Source organism: Cryptosporangium phraense (assembly GCF_006912135.1).
Lineage (GTDB): Bacteria > Actinomycetota > Actinomycetes > Mycobacteriales > Cryptosporangiaceae > Cryptosporangium > Cryptosporangium phraense.
On the sequence record NZ_VIRS01000004.1, the window covers coordinates 75,643 to 91,091 of the forward strand.

At 67.7% G+C, this 15,449-nt stretch carries 14 protein-coding genes and 1 tRNA gene; 3 read left to right on the forward strand and 12 right to left on the reverse strand.

Going from position 1 to position 15,449, the window contains the following annotated elements:
- Positions 1 to 138: 138 nt before the first annotated feature.
- The 5 genes from FL583_RS07310 to FL583_RS07330 are packed head-to-tail and all read right to left on the reverse strand — an operon-like array spanning position 139 to position 5,857.
- Positions 139 to 1,077 carry an SCO2521 family protein gene (locus FL583_RS07310; RefSeq protein ID WP_142703711.1) on the reverse strand — a complete coding sequence of 313 codons (939 nt, stop codon included), beginning with the start codon at positions 1,075 to 1,077 and terminating at the stop codon, positions 139 to 141.
- An 18-nt stretch (positions 1,078 to 1,095) separates the two neighbouring features.
- Positions 1,096 to 2,073: an SCO2522 family protein gene (locus tag FL583_RS07315; protein ID WP_142703712.1), complete on the reverse strand. Its 978-nt coding sequence runs from the start codon at positions 2,071 to 2,073 to the stop codon at positions 1,096 to 1,098.
- Complete coding sequence (locus tag FL583_RS07320) at positions 2,070 to 2,984, reverse strand: SCO2523 family variant P-loop protein (protein ID WP_142703713.1); 915 nt, start codon at positions 2,982 to 2,984, stop codon at positions 2,070 to 2,072. The genes FL583_RS07315 and FL583_RS07320 overlap by 4 nt, the downstream gene beginning before the upstream one ends.
- Positions 2,985 to 2,986: 2 nt before the next feature.
- Positions 2,987 to 4,846: an SCO2524 family protein gene (locus tag FL583_RS07325; RefSeq protein WP_142703714.1), complete on the reverse strand. Its 1,860-nt coding sequence runs from the start codon at positions 4,844 to 4,846 to the stop codon at positions 2,987 to 2,989.
- 30 nt (positions 4,847 to 4,876) lie between these two features.
- Positions 4,877 to 5,857 (reverse strand): SCO2525 family SAM-dependent methyltransferase, encoded by a 981-nt coding sequence (locus FL583_RS07330; RefSeq protein WP_142703715.1) that lies wholly within the window; start codon positions 5,855 to 5,857, stop codon positions 4,877 to 4,879.
- A 470-nt stretch (positions 5,858 to 6,327) separates the two neighbouring features.
- Here FL583_RS07330 and FL583_RS07335 point away from each other — a divergent pair, with 470 nt between their 5' ends.
- The gene (locus tag FL583_RS07335; protein WP_142703716.1) at positions 6,328 to 6,834 is read left to right on the forward strand and encodes a GNAT family N-acetyltransferase; all 507 of its coding nucleotides are present in this window, start codon (positions 6,328 to 6,330) and stop codon (positions 6,832 to 6,834) included.
- Here the strand turns inward: FL583_RS07335 and FL583_RS07340 are convergent.
- The gene (locus tag FL583_RS07340; RefSeq protein ID WP_142703717.1) at positions 6,774 to 7,622 is read right to left on the reverse strand and encodes an SCO2525 family SAM-dependent methyltransferase; all 849 of its coding nucleotides are present in this window, start codon (positions 7,620 to 7,622) and stop codon (positions 6,774 to 6,776) included. The genes FL583_RS07335 and FL583_RS07340 overlap by 61 nt on opposite strands.
- Before the next feature lie 317 nt (positions 7,623 to 7,939).
- Between FL583_RS07340 and FL583_RS07345 the strand changes: the two genes are divergently transcribed.
- A complete protein-coding gene (locus FL583_RS07345; RefSeq protein ID WP_170323532.1) occupies positions 7,940 to 8,872 on the forward strand; it encodes a GNAT family N-acetyltransferase in 933 nt (310 codons plus the stop codon).
- Here the strand turns inward: FL583_RS07345 and FL583_RS07350 are convergent.
- The 6 genes from FL583_RS07350 to FL583_RS07375 form a co-directional block, all read right to left on the reverse strand.
- Positions 8,861 to 8,937: transfer RNA gene (locus tag FL583_RS07350), tRNA-Ala, on the reverse strand. The two genes, FL583_RS07345 and FL583_RS07350, sit on opposite strands and share 12 nt — an antisense overlap.
- 96 nt (positions 8,938 to 9,033) lie before the next feature.
- Positions 9,034 to 10,074 (reverse strand): hypothetical protein, encoded by a 1,041-nt coding sequence (locus FL583_RS42385; RefSeq protein ID WP_142703719.1) that lies wholly within the window; start codon positions 10,072 to 10,074, stop codon positions 9,034 to 9,036.
- A gap of 180 nt (positions 10,075 to 10,254) precedes the next feature.
- On the reverse strand, positions 10,255 to 10,869 hold the full coding sequence (locus FL583_RS07360; RefSeq protein WP_142703720.1) for a GNAT family N-acetyltransferase: 615 nt from the start codon (positions 10,867 to 10,869) through the stop codon (positions 10,255 to 10,257).
- Positions 10,870 to 10,943: 74 nt separating this feature from the next.
- Positions 10,944 to 12,215: a molybdopterin molybdotransferase MoeA gene (locus FL583_RS07365; protein ID WP_142703721.1), complete on the reverse strand. Its 1,272-nt coding sequence runs from the start codon at positions 12,213 to 12,215 to the stop codon at positions 10,944 to 10,946.
- A complete protein-coding gene (locus FL583_RS07370) occupies positions 12,212 to 13,141 on the reverse strand; it encodes a UTP--glucose-1-phosphate uridylyltransferase (RefSeq protein WP_142703722.1) in 930 nt (309 codons plus the stop codon). Before FL583_RS07370 ends, FL583_RS07365 begins: the two co-directional genes overlap by 4 nt.
- Before the next feature lie 61 nt (positions 13,142 to 13,202).
- Positions 13,203 to 14,657, reverse strand: a complete 1,455-nt coding sequence (locus FL583_RS07375) for a HAMP domain-containing protein (protein ID WP_142703723.1) — start codon at positions 14,655 to 14,657, stop codon at positions 13,203 to 13,205.
- Positions 14,658 to 14,703: 46 nt separating this feature from the next.
- On the opposite strand from FL583_RS07375, the gene FL583_RS07380 reads away from it, so the two are divergent.
- Complete coding sequence (locus FL583_RS07380) at positions 14,704 to 15,345, forward strand: 5-formyltetrahydrofolate cyclo-ligase (protein WP_142703724.1); 642 nt, start codon at positions 14,704 to 14,706, stop codon at positions 15,343 to 15,345.
- Positions 15,346 to 15,449: the final 104 nt, after the last annotated feature.

Genomic DNA, 15,449 nt, shown 5'->3' on the forward strand with positions numbered 1-15,449 from the left:
CCCTGACACAGGCGGCCGCCGACTAGCCGTCACGTCGCCGAGTTCAAGAGTAAGGGCGCGTCGAACATCCCACGGTGGTTTCAATGAAACCAGGAACAAGGAAGCAGTACCGATGACGGAGGGACAGCAGGGAATCTCCTACGCTGACCGCCGCGGAGCTACGGAATCCCGTTGCATCGCTATCCCGTACATCTGTAGTTGATCCCGGACGCGTGCGACCTGCGTTTCCCATTGCCGGCTGAAGCCGGACGCCCTGTCGACCTGCTCCCAGAGTCCGCGAAGTTGATCGTCGGCCCGGGCCGCGGGCATCCAGAGGTGAAGGAGGTGATCGACTACCGGCTGTAGGTCGTTGACCACGCGCGGACTCATCCCGTCGTCGAGTCCGCTGCGCCGGAGCAGGTCGAGCAACGACGTGAGTAGCCAATCGTGCCGGGCGACGTCAGTTGCGAGGATCGCAGCGTTCTGGGGTGTCACGCTCGACGACGATATTCGCAGCGTGCGGAGTTCGTCTTTTTCGACATTGAACTCGATTCGGTCCACTCCATCCGCCGGGTCTTCGAGGATCCACCGCAGGTTCGTACGGTTGGAGCGAAATGGTTGTCGACCGTCGAGCCGGTTGGAGTGCTGGACATCATCCAGCACCCGGGCGGCGATGCTGCCGAGATCGAGCCCGGCGCCTTCGTCTGCCCTCAGGAAGCCCGTCTGAATGGCGTCGATCTTGAACGAACCGATCGTTTCGGCGATGCCTGGCCGCGCGATGTAGTACGACCAGGGCCGTCGGCCCGACGAGGAGGCCGGTTCTACCTGAACCGTCGCCGAGGCCTGCAGGATGCGCCCCCCCGTCAGGAACGCCTTCTCCGAGACGACTCCGACCAGCCGCGGACGCTTGCCGGTCGACACCTCCAGAGTGCAGTCCACCCCCGTCAGACGGCCGGAGTACTCGGCATAGGCAATCGGCCGTTCACGCGTCCGCACGGGCACGCCGAGCGTCAGGGCGAGCACTCGACGTGCATCATCGTCGGTCAGCGGCTGCGAGTTCCGAAGGAGACCGGTCCGAACCTCACTCAGAACCAGCATGGTGTCACTCGTCCTTCGTCACAGACCCAAGAACAGGTAGCTGACCCGATCGACGATTTCCGTAGGCAGCCGGCAGCCCTCGTCCTCCGCGCGTTCGCTCACCTTCTCGGCTACGGCCGGATCCACTCGTACTGAGCTGAGGATTGCCCGCACGGCATGCTCGGTCGGCAGGAAGCGGTTCGTCATCAGGGAGACCGTCCGATGGGCAAAGAACGACGCGGCCGACTTGTTCACCTGCATGACCGCGGGCAGGTCGGACCACGTCTCCGGCCAGTTCCCGGAGGAGTCCTCGAGCACCGCATCGATGCCGACGACCTTGGTGACGGCCTTGTCGTCGTACCGCAGTAGTCCCAAGCGGACCAGTTGCCAGACTGCAGCCAGAAACGCGCAGGACCACTTGAGCTTCTCGTCGGCGCCGTTGCGCAGCTCCACGTCGAGAAAAACCGAATGTTTCCGGGCGGCGTTCTCGATCGGCTGCCGCCACTCGCCCTTGGGCGCCATCGCCTTGCCCTCGGGATAACCCGGCGAACGGATGCCGTTGCAGAGCCACCCGTCCTGGGTGAGTGGCGTGCGTGTCCCGTTCGTGCCGGGCGGCGGGTCCGGTACGAGTTGGCCCTGGACCAGCCAGGCCAGCTCGATACCGTCCGCCTCCGCGCAGCCGGACTCCCTCGCGATGTAGTCGATCGGCACGCCGACGGCCGCTGCGGCGCGGAGAACCGCCGGAATCACCTGCGCAGGCGAGTAGTCGTCCCGGAAGTAGTCGTCGATGAGGAAGCACGTACTGACCCGTGGCTTCCGGCGGGTCACCGCGAGTTCGTTCCGCGCCACTTCCACCCACGGCGCTAGACGTTTGAAATACGACTCGATCGCCGCGTCGCCTCCGGCGAAGTCCTCCATATAGAGGTGGCCGAACTCGATCGAGAGGTGCGACCAGTTCAACGCCTCGACCCGCCGCCGCTCGCTGGCCTCGCCCTGGATCGCGATGATCGAGCTCACAGCGCCTCCCAGACGTCCTTACGCACCTGCATGGCGAGGTCGATGAATGCCTTGACCGTCTGCTCGTTGGCGACCAGTTTGTGAGTATCGTCCTCGAGAATCAACTGTTCGCGCCACTGCAACAGTGGGTCCAGCGGCACCGTTCCCAGCGTGGTCGTCTGCCCGAGACGATTCTTGCCCGCCAGCGCGGTCAGTTCCTGATCGAATTTGTGCAGCCACGAGATCTGCCCGGACCGGAGACCTTGCAACGCCTCGGCCTCGGGATCCACGTACGCGGTACGGACGAATCGGAGGTTCCGCTTGAACTTCGCCGGATCGTGCCCGTGCTCCTCCGCATTGGCGAGGATGCCGTTGTCGCCGTAGACCAGTCCGTTCGCCGCGATGATGTGCTGGCGCGTCCAACGGTGGAAGATCAGCCACCGCGCATCGGTGTGGACGAGATCCGGCGTCCGGGTCGCTTGAAGGACGATGTCCGTCGCGAAAGATCGACCGGCGCTCAGGTCGACCAAGCAGAGATCGAACTGTTCGTCGAGACGTCGGAACAGGCGCGCGCAACGCTCGACGATCGCCGGATTCGAACTGAACTCACTGCCGCCTTCGTCTCCGGGATAGAGCACCAGCCGCCCCGAGTTGCGCGGCCGGCGGCGGAGTTCCGGCCGGTTGGTCTGCTCCCAGACGTTCACCGCAACCGGGTTCGGGCCGTCGTCGAAGAGATAGGTGTGCAGGCCGTCGCGGTTGGGCGTGCCGCGAGACTTGTCGCTGATCTGGAAGATCGCGCCCGCGGTCGGAGATCCGAAGTCGAAGTCGAGGTAACACGCGTTGGCACCGTCCGAAGCGGCCTGATAAACGATGTTGGCGCTGGTGACGGACCTTCCAGTGCCGCCCTTGTCAGAGGTCGCGAACACCAGCATCGCTACATCGCTTCCGCATTCGCCCTGGCGACCGCCCAGTCGTCCAAGCTGAGCAGAACCTTGTTGCACTTCGCGACCGAGGTCGCCGGCGAGTCCGAAATGATGTCACGCGCTCGGGCCAAGTCGGTCTCCATCCCGCGCATCTCAGCCACGATCTTCGGATTGTTCAGCGCGCTGCTTCGCTCCTGCTCCTGGTCGAAGCGCGCCTCGGCCTCGCCCAGCACCCTCCATGCGTGTTCGATCAGTTCATCGCTCGAGAACTGGCGGCTCTCGAGGACTCTCGACAGCACGACCAGCGATTCGACTATTCGCTCGGTGTAGTACCACGACGGCTGGTCTTGCCGATCGAGACCGGCTTGCGGGAAGGCTTGCGATGGTTGGTCCCAGAGTCCGGCCGGCCCTTTTTCGGATTCCTCGTCCCGGAAGCGCCGACGGAGCAGGTAGTCCCAGACGCGCTCGGCCAGATCGAGGAGGTCCTGGCGTAGCTTCTGACTTCGAGCCAGGCCGGCCAGCGCCACGATCCGCTTGAGCAACGTCGCCGCGAAGTCGGACACGATCCACTGGAGTTCGACCGTGCCGACCGAGTCACTACCGACGAGCGTGAGCTGCACCCCAGGCGCGTGGAGCTCGATCGCGGGATCCCGCTCGATCGAGCGACGGGTGATTCGCCCCCGTCCCGCCAACTCCACGAGCACGGCGAGGATCTTGCTGAGCTCCGTATCCGTCGCCCGGCTCCGGTCCAGATCTTCGGAGACCAGCGACGTCATCAGCAGCGTGAAGTAGTCGGACTCCTCCGCATCGCTGGTACGCCACGGCATGTCTTCCAGCGGCCACTGGCCGTTGCCGAACGTCGCGAGTGTGGCCCAGTACTGGCGGGTCAGGTCGTACCGGAGTTGCAGCGCTTGCGCCAAGCGTTGCTGCTCCTCGTTGAGAAGGCGGAGCACTCGCGTCCGCTCCGTGGTGAGGTCGAGAATTCCGGCCAGGGCGTTCACCGTGAAGTACAGCGATGGGCGCCCGGGCGCCACGCCATCGTTCTGCGGGCCGATCTCCTCGGTCGTCTCGATCTCCGGCGCGCCGCGGATGATGCTCCAGGACCACCCGCATTCGAACAACAGGTTGGGATTGCCGAGGTCGGACTCGACCTGACCGGATCCGATCGTGAGGTCCCGCAGTCCGGCGCGCACTTCCTCGAGCGACCTGCGAAGCCGGGCGATCACCGTCTCTTTCGGCTCATTGCTCTGGTTCGCGGTGCCGTAGAGGATCTCGCCCGACCGCGATTCGACCGGGAAGACGTTCACGGTGAAGCTCCGGAGCAGGCCGACCATCGCGGCGCTCAATCGCTTGCTGGCCAGCGCCTCGAGCGTGGCGATCTCCTCCAGAACCTCCGGGCGGGATACCCGGGTGCGGAAGATGCGCACGAAGCCCAGCGTGGCCAAGGTCAGCGTGAGCGAGACGGAGAACGACTCGACGATCGGGAGAGCACGTTGATCGGGGCTCACCTTGTCCACGTCCGGCCCGTCGTGCGGACCGTAATACGTGCCGCCGGAGAAGTCGGGCGCCTGGTCCTTGGCGACGTAGTTCTTCATGTACTCGGTCAAGATGCCGACCAGGCGGCGCGGGATCTCGATGTTGTCCCCAAGTAGCCGCAGCGCTCGGACCGAGTCCCGGGAGGTCTGATCGGGGTCGTCCAGTTTGAGGGCCTTGACCTCGGAGGCCGGATACATGATGCAGAGGAGCTGCTCGGCATCGCTGACCGAGTTCGGCTTGACCCGGCCACCCCAGGTCCACTTGCCATCGACCACCGTGGCCTCAGCGACGGCGGCCCAGATGTCCAGAAGATCTTGTCGCGGTTGTGCCTTCATCGTCGAGTAGACACCTCCGGAGACATTCGATCAGCACCTGCGGCCCATGGCGACGAGCATCGCGTGGTGATCGGCACGGAGCTGTTCGCCGTTACCGTAGGTCACCCTCGCTACGTCGTCGAGAGTAGCGATGTCAGCGAGCGCCAATGTGATCTCGTCCTTACCTACGCCGAAGGCAGGGAACTGAATGCCATCAACCTCGTAACCGTGCGAGTCTTCCATGAACGCAACCGCAAACGGCGCACCCGGATGCAACGAGCCGATGAATTTGGTCATCGCGCCCGAGAACTCCTCGTACTCGGTCGACATGGACTCGGCCACGAAAAACATCGTACCGAGATCGTACGTGTCCACGGGCAGATCGAAGAGGTTCCCCTGCCGCACTTCGGCCTTTTGCCGGAACATCGTCCGCGGGGAGCGCACCCGCTCATAGTCGGGACGGCCGCCCCGCAGGATCGACCAGAAGTCCAACCAGTTGTGATCGAACTTCAGCCGCTGCTGCTTCAGCCAGGCCACGTTCGCGGCACCGCGTTCTATGAGGTGCACCTTGTGCGCGAACGGCAACATCGATAGCGCGGGATACAGGTTGGCGCCGCATCCGACGTCTACGGCTACCACAGTAGATGCCGCAGGCCTCTCGGAATCACCCACACCCCTCGAGTTACCTTTTACTCCCGGCCGGAACTTCAGACCCGCCTGCGCGAAGTGATCGCCGATGAGATTGACGATCTGCCGATCATCGTCTCGCACGCGCCGATAATTGACCGCGATGTACGACTCCGGATCAAATTGATCCCAGTCGACGTCCGCATTTCGCACTTTGACTCGGCGCGATTTACTCAAAGGCGGAGTCACCCAACCGAGCAAACTAATCAGCGAAACAACGGAAAGAAAGCGGCGAATCTTCCGCGTCCGCCGCTCACGAACGACCGGCTCCGTCTCGGCACTGATCGCCGACTGCGCCCCGGAAACGCTTAAATCAACATGACTTTGGACATCTTGACCAAACACCGGAGAGCTCCAGCAGGTTCATGAATGAGTGGGAAGTAGCGCGCGCACAGTTCTACCACGCCGAGGGTAAGCCGCATGAGCCGCTATGAAGATCGCGTGGACAACACCCGAGAGCTGGGTAGACAACACATAACCGTTCGGCCCACTCAGGCCAATATGAGCCGTGAACTCGTTCCGCCGCGATACGCCCGGCGTCCCCGGAATCACGCTTGAGCGAAATGAGCGCTATGCGCTCTATTCCTATTTAGACCGGTTCAGCGCGACCCGCGTGACCGCAGAACGCGCCGACGCAGGAGCGTCGACAAACCGACGTGGACGGACACTTGGGCGAAATTTGAAATCGATCGTCACGTCAGCCCCACTGGGAACCGATGACGGCAAATCAGGCCCGCCACTTCGAATGGCAGGTAATATCCGTTTACTCCGACAGATTTTCGCATATCACTCCGAGCTAGGGAGACGAGCAGAGAGTGGCAAACGAAGACCGGTCAGCGACGACTCTACTGCCTCTGCAACCCGGGTACAGCATTCGGCACTGCGAACGGAAAGACATCGACGCGGTGACAGTGGTGGAACGCGAGGCTTTCGCCGGCAAGACGCTCTACCCCGATTTCTTCTTCGCCCAGACGCTGGACATCAATCCGGAAGGATTCTTCGTCGCGCACTATGACGAACTCGTTGTGGGTTACGTCATCGCCGCGCTCGGACAAGGCACCGGCAAAGGATGGATACAGTCACTCGGCGTCGTTCCGGCGCACCGGCGGCGCGGCGTCGGCAGCAACCTGACGGCGCACGCCGAGAAATTCATGGTCGGGCAGGGACAAAAAGAATCCGTACTGACCGTGGATCCGGACAACGACGTCGCCCTTCGCTTGTACCGACGCCTCGGGTACACGCAGATAGAAATGCTGAGCGGTCACTTCGGCAAAGACGGCGACCGCTTACTGATGGGCCTGACGCTGGAGGGGTCCGAGTAGTCGAGCGCGCACGACCAGGCCTCTGAGGACATCGACAGCTCAGGCTTCGCCCGACCCACCGCGAGAATCATCCCGTCGTAGCCGGCGCGCAGCGCATCGCCCGAGGAGCCGGCCGGTTCGTAATGGACAGTCAAGCCCTCGGCCGCCACCGACAGCACCTGCCGGACGTCCTCTTGGCCGATCCGCACGGCCGGAAAGTGGGTGTCGCCGACGTCGTAACCTTTGGAGTTCTCCATGAACGCCGCCGCAAAGGGTGCGCCCGGCTTGAGAGCGCCGAGAAACCGCGCGACGGCCGTCTCGAACTCCGCGGCGCTGTTCGAGATGGACTCGGCTACGAAGAACATCGTCCCCATGTCGTAGCGGTCGTGCGGACGGAACGAGAAGATGTCGCCCTGGACGACGTCGGCGGTCTTTCGCAGCGCCGCGCGCGGGTCGGTCACCACCGCGTAGCGCGGGTTCCCGAGCAAGACCTTCCAGAACGGATCCCACGACGGGTCATAGGACGCGACCTGCTCCTCGAGGTAGCGCACGTTCTGTGAACCCCGATCCAGCAGGGTCACACGCTGGACGAACGGCAGCATCGCCAGCGCGGGGTACAGGTTGGTACCGCTGCCGAGATCGACTCCGATCGCGCTCGGCGGCAGCTCGAAGTCAGCGAAGAAGTCCCTCATCGCTTCGATGAAGCGATGGTCGTCGCCGCGCAGCGTGCGGTAGTTGTGGTCGAGGTAGCGACCCGCGTCGAACTCGTCCCAGTTGACGTCGCAGTTCCGCCGCGTCCAGTTGACCAATGCGGGCTCCGTCGTGTCGGCAAGTTCTTCGCATATGCCCGGCTTAGGGCATCATAGCGAAAGACCTCCCGCAAGGTCCCTCCTGTGACAAAGACGCGCGATGCTGCCGTTCGGTTCATTTTCCGGTGTGAGGCTAGAGGCGCTGCGCGAGGCCAGGTCGCCGGCGAGCCGGGTGCGCCCTCCTCGCCTCGGACGGCGAGGCCGGACTTTGGATCCACGGTCGCTACACTCCGTGGTGCTTCAGCCAGTCGATCCACGGTAATCAACAACCAATGGCGCAGGCAGCAGACCGTGACGACCCAGTTGGCCGGATACGAATGAACGTGAAGGTCCGAGCCTTTCGAACTGAAGATCTTTCAGCTGTCCATCCGGTCGAGACTGGCCTTTTCGGCCGCGAAGCTCTTCCGCGATTCGCGTTTGCGCAGTTGCTCGACATGGTCCACGACGGATTTCAGGTCGCCGAGGTTGATGGCAAAGTAGTCGGGTACGTCGTTGCCGTCCGGAAGGACTATCGGGCAGAGCCGACCGTCCTCACCAGCGCGATGCTCCCGATCCCGGGTCATGAGCACCTGCTTCCGCGCCTAACGGCAGCGGCGACAGTCGCTGCCGCGAACGCCTACCCGGTCGGTGTGAGTGGCACTCCGGACCAGCCCGCCGAGACGCTCGGGTATTGCGTCCGACGTTTCCGCGTCGACGACGTCGAGAGCCTGTTCGAGGTCGAGCTGAGCGCCTTCGGCGGCGAGCCCTACCCGCGGCGGCTGTTCCGTTCGCTGGCGGTACTCGGCGACGGCTACTTCGTGGCCGAGCGCCTCGACGAGCGCCGCGCGCCCGAGGTGGTCGGCTACCTTGCCGCGTTTCGGGACACGAACGACCAGAAACTTGGCTGGGTCATGTCGATGGCCGTGCACCGAGAGCATCAGGATCGGGGCGTCGGCACCCGGTTGCTGGCTGCCGCCGAGAAGTACTTTGCCGACAACGGCTGTCGCGAAGTCATGCTTACGGTCGACCCGCAGAACGCGGTCGCACTGCATCTTTATGAAAAGCGGCATTACACCGCGATCGAGATGCACATCGACCACCACGGGCTGAAGCTGTCGCGGCTCCTGATGCGGCAGCACTCCTACGTCGACCAATATGTCGCGCCGACCAGGCCGCTCGACATCCGGCCCGACAATCGATCAGGGTCAACCAGGCAAGACAAAGGCCAGCTCCCCGAACGGAGAACTGGCCTTCAGACTTGGTGGAGATGAGGGGATTCGAACCCCTGACCCCCTCGATGCGAACGAGGTGCGCTACCGGGCTGCGCTACATCCCCAAGCCCTCGACTACCTTACCAGCACTCTGAGAGTGCTTTCACCCGCCCCGGACCCGCAGGCCCGGGGCGCGCAGGGAGCCCGGCGGCTCCGACCCATCAACCGTTGACAACCCGCGGCAGGCGGGCCTCAGCGGCCCTCGCCTCACGCCGCGCGACCGCATCCCGCCGTACGGAATCCCGCGTCGCCACCGCAACCGGCCGTACCGCCCAGGCTCCATCCGCCGCCAGGTACACCTCACGGCCCGCCGCGGCCAGCACCCGCACCACGTCCCGCGCCGGGCGCTCACGCTCGGCCCTCGGCATCGCCAGCCACCCCGCGGCCGCACCAACCGCCTCGGAGCCCAGCCAAGCCTCGCGGTCGGCACCCGCCGGCACCTGGCGCAGCGCCCGGCGGACGAACGCCTCGGCGCGGTGGGCACGCGCACGCGCCACCAGCGCTTGGGCGTGCCGCTCCTGGGCTTCGCGCTTCTGGCGCTCGGCGGCCACCGCGCGCAGCCGGCCCAGCAGGCCGGCGGCCACTACCGCCGAGACCACGGCGCCGATCAGGAACGCGGCACCGAGGAACAGGCCGACCACCGCCTGGCCGACGACCAGGGCAGCCAGGATGAGCACCAAGCGGCGACGCCGGGCGCGCTGCAGCTCCGCGGCCCGCCGGACGGCCGCCGCCGGCACGACGGTCGGCCGCGCCGACGGAGGGGCCGGAACCACGCTCACCGGGCGGTTGGCCGCCACCGGCATCGCCGAGACCGGGATCGGCACCGCGCTCGTCGGCCGGTTCCCGTTCGCCGGCCGCCGCACCCGAACCCGAGTCCGCGCCCCGGAAACCGGCGCCCCAGCCCCGGCCCCGTCCAACACCTCACGCACCAGCGAAGCCCGCACCGCGGTCAAGTCCCGGCCCTCAGCCGTGACCCCGTGCGCCGTCCGCACCGCAGCCGGGACGATCAGCGACGTCGGCGGCCGCACCGGGCCACCCGACGGCACCGTCCGACGACGACGCTCCCGGGGAAGCACCCGCATCGACGAAGCACGAAGCTCCGCCTGACCCCGCAGTGCGGTGTCGTAGCGGTGGGCCAGGGCCGGCATCAGGATCAGCACCCCAGCAGCAACGACCAACGCGAGCAGGACAGACGACGGCATAAGCCCTCCCTCCCCAGATCCGGCGGAATTACACGTACGTAGTTCTGAGGCTACGAGCAAAGTCCAGGACATTCGGGAACTCAACGGGCGTGTCTGGTTCTCGACCACAACAACACCCGCAACAAGAGGAGGGCACTATCGGAGATTCAGTTGGCCGATCGGGACATCTGTCCCGGACGATCAGGACACCCGCGCGCTCCGCCAGCGCGCCAACAGCCCGGCCGGCGCCACGTCCTCCACCGTCAACGCGTAGCCCACGTGATCCCGCCACCCACCGTCGATGTGCAGGTACCGGGGGTGGAATCCCTCCTGCCGGAAGCCCAGCTTCTCGACGACCCGCCGGCTCGAGGTGTTCTCCGGCCGGATGTTCACCTCGATCCGGTGCAGCGCCGCGTGCGCGAACGAGAAGTCCACCGCCATCGCCAGCGCCGTCGGGATCACCCCACGGCCGGCGACCCGGCTATCGACCCAGTAACCCGCGTACGCCGAGCAGAACGCCCCCCGGACGATGTTCCCCAGGGTCAACTGGCCGACGAACTCGTCCTCGTACGTGACGACGAACGGCATGATCTGGCCGAGCCGCACCCCGCGCCGCAGCGACCGGTACAGCTCGTAGTAGTCACTGACCCGGTGCCGGTCGGCCCACGGGCGCATCGAGGTCGGCTCCCATCTGGCCAGCCACTCCTCGTTCGCCAAGCGCACGTCGGACCACGCACGCGCGTCACGGATCCGGTGGGGGCGGAGGCCGACCGGGCCTTCCGCCAGGGTGGCCGGCCAGCCGGGCAATGCGGTCATCGGCGTCCTCGCGGCGGTAACTGGTGCCGGAAGCTTAGACACCTTCCGCGCCAATGCGCACGGGCGCCCGAAGATCAGTTGCCCAAGAGCAGTGCCGGGACCTCCGCTCCGGCCGGGACATCCGTCGTCGCCTCCGGGATCGCCAGCAGAGCGTTCGCCGTCGCGTACCCGGTGAGAAATGCCTCACCCCCGCCGAGTGGCTCCGCGTCGTAGCCCGAAACCCGCGCCGGCCGGAACTCCCGGACTCCCGCCCGCGACCGCATCGGCGACAGCACCCGGGCCAGCACCGCCGTGCGGAACACCTGCGAGGCGCCGGCCAGCCGGCGCAGCATCGGCCGCAGCACCAGCTCGAAGCCCAGCAGCGCGCCCGCCGGGTCCCCCGGCAGGCACAGCACCGGCATCCGCGTCGGACCCACCCGTCCGTACCCGACCACCAGTGGCGGTTCCATCCGCAACGTCTCGAAATGGACGAGGTCGTCGAGACCGAACAACCGGCGCAGCACGTCGGTGCGACCGCTGCCGGTACCGCCGGTGGTCACCAGCAGGTCGGCGCGGTGGGCGTGGTTCTCGACCAGCACCCGCAGCGCCTCGTCCTCGTCCGGCACGATGCCGACCCGGTGGGCGTGCGCACCCGCTTCGCGGGCCGCGGCCGCGATCCCGAGCGAGTCGACGTCGACGACCCGCCCCGGTCCGGCGCCCGGCCGCGACGAGTCCACGAGCTCGTCCCCGGTGGCCGCGACCAGCACCCGCGGCGGTGGCGAGACCAGCACCGAGTCGACCCCGGCCGAGGCCAGCAACGCGATGGTGGCCGCGGTCACCCGGGTGCCGGCCGGCGCCAGTACGGCCCCCGCCGCGACGGTGCTGCCCCGTCGCCGGATCCCCTCGCCCGGGCTCGGCACCCTTTCGATACGGACGCTCGCCAGCCCGCCGTCCGTGGCGTCGCCGGGCACGATCGCGTCGGCCCCGGCCGGAACCGGCGTCCCGACCGTCACCGTGTAGCTGGCCCCGGCCGACACGGTCGCCGGCTCCCAGGACGCCGCGGTCAGGTCGCCGATGACGTGCAGCCGGACGTCCGCATGGTGCTTGGACGGATCATCGGACCACTGCGCGTCACCCAGCGCGTCGTTCGAGCGGACGGCGTAGCCGTCGACGGCGGCGACGTCGAACGCGGGCACCGCCGCGGGAGCGACGACGTCCTCCGCGAGGAGGACGCCGAGCGACTCCAGCAGCGCCATCGGCAGTGGGCGCAGCGGCTCCAGATCGGCCAGCGCCGTGTCCACGAAACGCTGGGCCCCCGCACCCAGCAGTTCCGGTCGTACTCCGAGCAGCCCCCCCGAGCCGGTCACGCCAGTGACGTCCGTACGTACTCGGTGAGCCAGTCGCGGAATTCCGACCCGAGCTCCTCGTGGTCGACGCCGAGCTGGACGACGGCCTTCAGGTAGTCGATCTTCGCTCCGGTGTCGTAGCGGCGGCCCTTGAACACGACGCCGTGCACCGGGGTGCCCTCGGCCAGCAGCGCGGCCATCGCGTCGGTCAGCTGGATCTCGCCGCCCGCGCCCGGCTTCGTCTCGCGGATCGCGTCGAAGATCTCCGGCGGCAGCACGTAGCGGCCGATGATCGCCAGGTTGCTGGGGGCGTCGTCGGGCTCGGGCTTCTCGACCATGCTGGTCACCCGGACGATGTCGCCGAGGTGGCCCTCACCGGTGCGGCCCGTGGTCTCGACCGCGACGATGCCGTACCGCTTGATGTGCTCGCGGGGCACCTCGAGCAGCGCCAGCACGATGCCGCCGTGCTCGGCCTGGACGTCGAGCATCGTCGGCAGGATCGGGTCGCGGGCGTCGATCAGGTCGTCGCCGAGCATGACCGCGAACGGCTCGTTGCCGACGTGGGAGGCGCCGCACAGCACGGCGTGGCCGAGGCCCTTGGGCTCGCCCTGGCGGCTGGTGTTGATCGCGGCGATCTCCGACGACCGGCGGATCGCCTCGAGGCGCTTCGTGTCGCCCTTGGCCTCGAGCTGCTGCTCCAGGTCGGGGCGGCGGTCGAAGTGATCGACCATCGCGCTCTTGCCCCGGCCGGTGACCAGCAGGACGTCGTCGAGCCCGGCCGCGGCCGACTCCTCGACGATGTACTCGAGCGCGGGCTTGTCGACGACCGGCAGCAGCTCTTTCGGCACCGCCTTCGTCGCCGGGAGGAACCGTGTGCCCAGTCCGGCGGCCGGGATCACGGCCTTGCGCGTCGAACGGGACTTGTTGGCGGCAGAAGTGTCGACCATGTCGGGAGACTAGCCAACAAACCCAGGCGCGTCTCCGTCGGCTGACGGGTGTCGGCCGAGGTTAACGGCGGCCGACCGGCAGGGAGATCCGCCAGGGATTGGAGCTGACCGTCACCCGGGCCGACCCGTGCAGCAGCGCGTTCTCGAGCGCGACCGCGGCCTGCCCGGCGAAGCTCCGCACGGTCAGCAGGTCCCCGTCGTCGAAATCGTCTCCGCCCAGGCGGTCGTAGAGCGCGAGCACGCCGAGCAACCGACCGCCGGGCAGCGCCGGAGGGTGGGGCGGTCCCACGATCGGGACCGCGATGAACGTCCGGCAGTCCGGCTCGTCCGCGCTGAGGTGCACGTCCGCGGTCACCCGGCCGATCCGGCCTTCGGCCGTGGCAGCCACCCCGCCGAGCAGTCCCTCCCCTACCTTCACTCGGACGTCCGACGGACGGACGCCGCGGGCGGCGAGCCCGAGCGCGCGTTGCCCGACGAGGTGCGAGTCGCGGGCGAGCAGCACGATCCCGCCCTCGGCCGCGGTCGTCGCGACGACGCTCTCGAGGATGACTTCGAGGATCCGATCGACGTCGTTCGTGCTCGACATCGTGTCGCCGAGCAGGGCCAGCGTTCTTCGGAGCTGGTCCCGGCCGGCCGTGAGCGCGGCGACGTAGGCCTGCATGCTGCGGGTCATCCGGTTGAACGTGCCGGCCAGGTGCCCGATCTCGTCGCGGGCGCGGACCGGGACGCGGGCGGCCAGGTCACCGTCGGCGACCTGCTCGGCGGCGAGCGCGACCTCCTGGAGCGGCTTGGTGAGCGCGCGGGCCAGCACGTTGGCGGCGACCAGCGAGGCCCCGGCGGCGGCCAGGACGACGAGCGTCAGGGCGCCGTAGAGAGCGGTGGCGTCGGGGGCGGGGGTGGTGAGCGTGGTGTCGAGCGGCCGACCGGGGGCCGGGGGGATGCGGCGCTGTCGGGTGGCTGTTCCCAGGGCATCGACCTGGACGCCGGGGATCCTCACCAGGCTCTGGAGATCGGCGGGGGTGATGGTGAGCGCGGTGGTGACCCGTCCCGCCGGGGCGCCGTCGGATCGGTGCAGCGGGACGGTCGCGGCGATCAACGTCGGACGTCCGTGCGGTGGGGTTCCCCGGGTGCAGTCACCCCAGCCGGGGTCGGGCTCGCGGGGGTCGGTCAGGCTGAGGCCGGCCGGGCCGGCCGGGCCGGCCGAGGCGACGACCGCGCCGGACGTGTTCTCGACTCGGGCCGCGTCGGCGAGCCCGCGGGTGACGACGAAGGTCGCGGCGGCCGTGGGCCGGTCGCCGCGCGAGATCGTGGCCGCCAGCGCCTCGGACGCGGCCCGGGCCCGCTGGCAGACGCTCTGCACCGCGGTGCCGACGACGGTCGCGGCGGCGTCCAGCCGCTCGGTGGCCCGCTCCTCGGCCAGCCGGGTCGCTCCGATCCCCACCGCGACCGCGCCGAGCAGCAGCGGCCCGAGCACCACCGCGAGCAACGACGCGGCCAGGCGTCTGCGTAGGGTCATGGCGACCTCCCTGGGTCTCTGTTGCCGGTCGCCGAGAGGAGCAGTGATGAGCTCGATCGCGGCGAAGGCGGCGAAGGCGGCGCTGCGGGCCGCTCGGCGGAACGCTCGCGCCGAGCGTTTTGCACGGCTCTCCCCGGCCGAGGTCGCCACCGAGAGCCGTCGCCTGGTCGCGCATCTTCTTGCCGGACTCAACGAGCGCGGGGTGTGGTCGGTCGCGGCATACGTTCCGGTCGGTTCCGAGCCGGGTGCCATCCCCGGGCCGCCGGACCTGTTCGGCGCACCGAGGGTCGGCCTGCCGGACGCCCTCCGCGAGGCTGGGATCGGTGTGTTGCTGCCGGTCAGCCGGCCAGACCGCACGCTCGACTGGGGTGGGTACGAACACCGGCAGGAGCTGGTGCGGGGGCCGCACGATCTCTGGGAGCCGCCGCCGGAGGCGATCCTCGGGCCGTCGTCCCTGGATACGGTGGACGCGATCGTGGTGCCGGCGCTGGCCGTGGGGCGGGACGGGTCGCGGTTGGGTCGGGGTGCGGGGTATTACGATCGGGCGCTGGTGGCTGTGGCGCAGAGCACACCGTTGATCGCGTTGGTGTACGACGACGAGTTGCTGGAGTCGGTGCCTGCTGAGCCTCATGACCGGCCGGTCACGGATGTGGTGACGCCGGGTGGGGGCTGGGTTTCGCTCTTGTGAGGAGAGCGACAGTGGTCGCGAACTGGCGTCTGAGCGCGGAATATCGCACACTTGGCACTCGTTCGACCTGAGTGCCAAGCGAAGCTCCAGCTTAGGAGGCGGCC

Excerpts from the sequence above, each read along its gene's own strand:
- FL583_RS07310 (WP_142703711.1), bottom strand. The coding sequence starts at position 1,077 with ATGCTGGTTCTGAGTGAGGTTCGGACCGGTCTCCTTCGGAACTCGCAG.
- FL583_RS07320 (WP_142703713.1), bottom strand. The coding sequence starts at position 2,984 with ATGCTGGTGTTCGCGACCTCTGACAAGGGCGGCACTGGAAGGTCCGTC.
- FL583_RS07325 (WP_142703714.1), bottom strand. The coding sequence starts at position 4,846 with ATGAAGGCACAACCGCGACAAGATCTTCTGGACATCTGGGCCGCCGTC.
- FL583_RS07345 (WP_170323532.1), top strand. The coding sequence starts at position 7,940 with ATGAACGTGAAGGTCCGAGCCTTTCGAACTGAAGATCTTTCAGCTGTC.
- FL583_RS42385 (WP_142703719.1), bottom strand. The coding sequence starts at position 10,074 with ATGCCGTCGTCTGTCCTGCTCGCGTTGGTCGTTGCTGCTGGGGTGCTG.
- FL583_RS07360 (WP_142703720.1), bottom strand. The coding sequence starts at position 10,869 with ATGACCGCATTGCCCGGCTGGCCGGCCACCCTGGCGGAAGGCCCGGTC.
- FL583_RS07370 (WP_142703722.1), bottom strand. The coding sequence starts at position 13,141 with ATGGTCGACACTTCTGCCGCCAACAAGTCCCGTTCGACGCGCAAGGCC.
- FL583_RS07375 (WP_142703723.1), bottom strand. The coding sequence starts at position 14,657 with ATGACCCTACGCAGACGCCTGGCCGCGTCGTTGCTCGCGGTGGTGCTC.
- FL583_RS07380 (WP_142703724.1), top strand. The coding sequence starts at position 14,704 with ATGAGCTCGATCGCGGCGAAGGCGGCGAAGGCGGCGCTGCGGGCCGCT.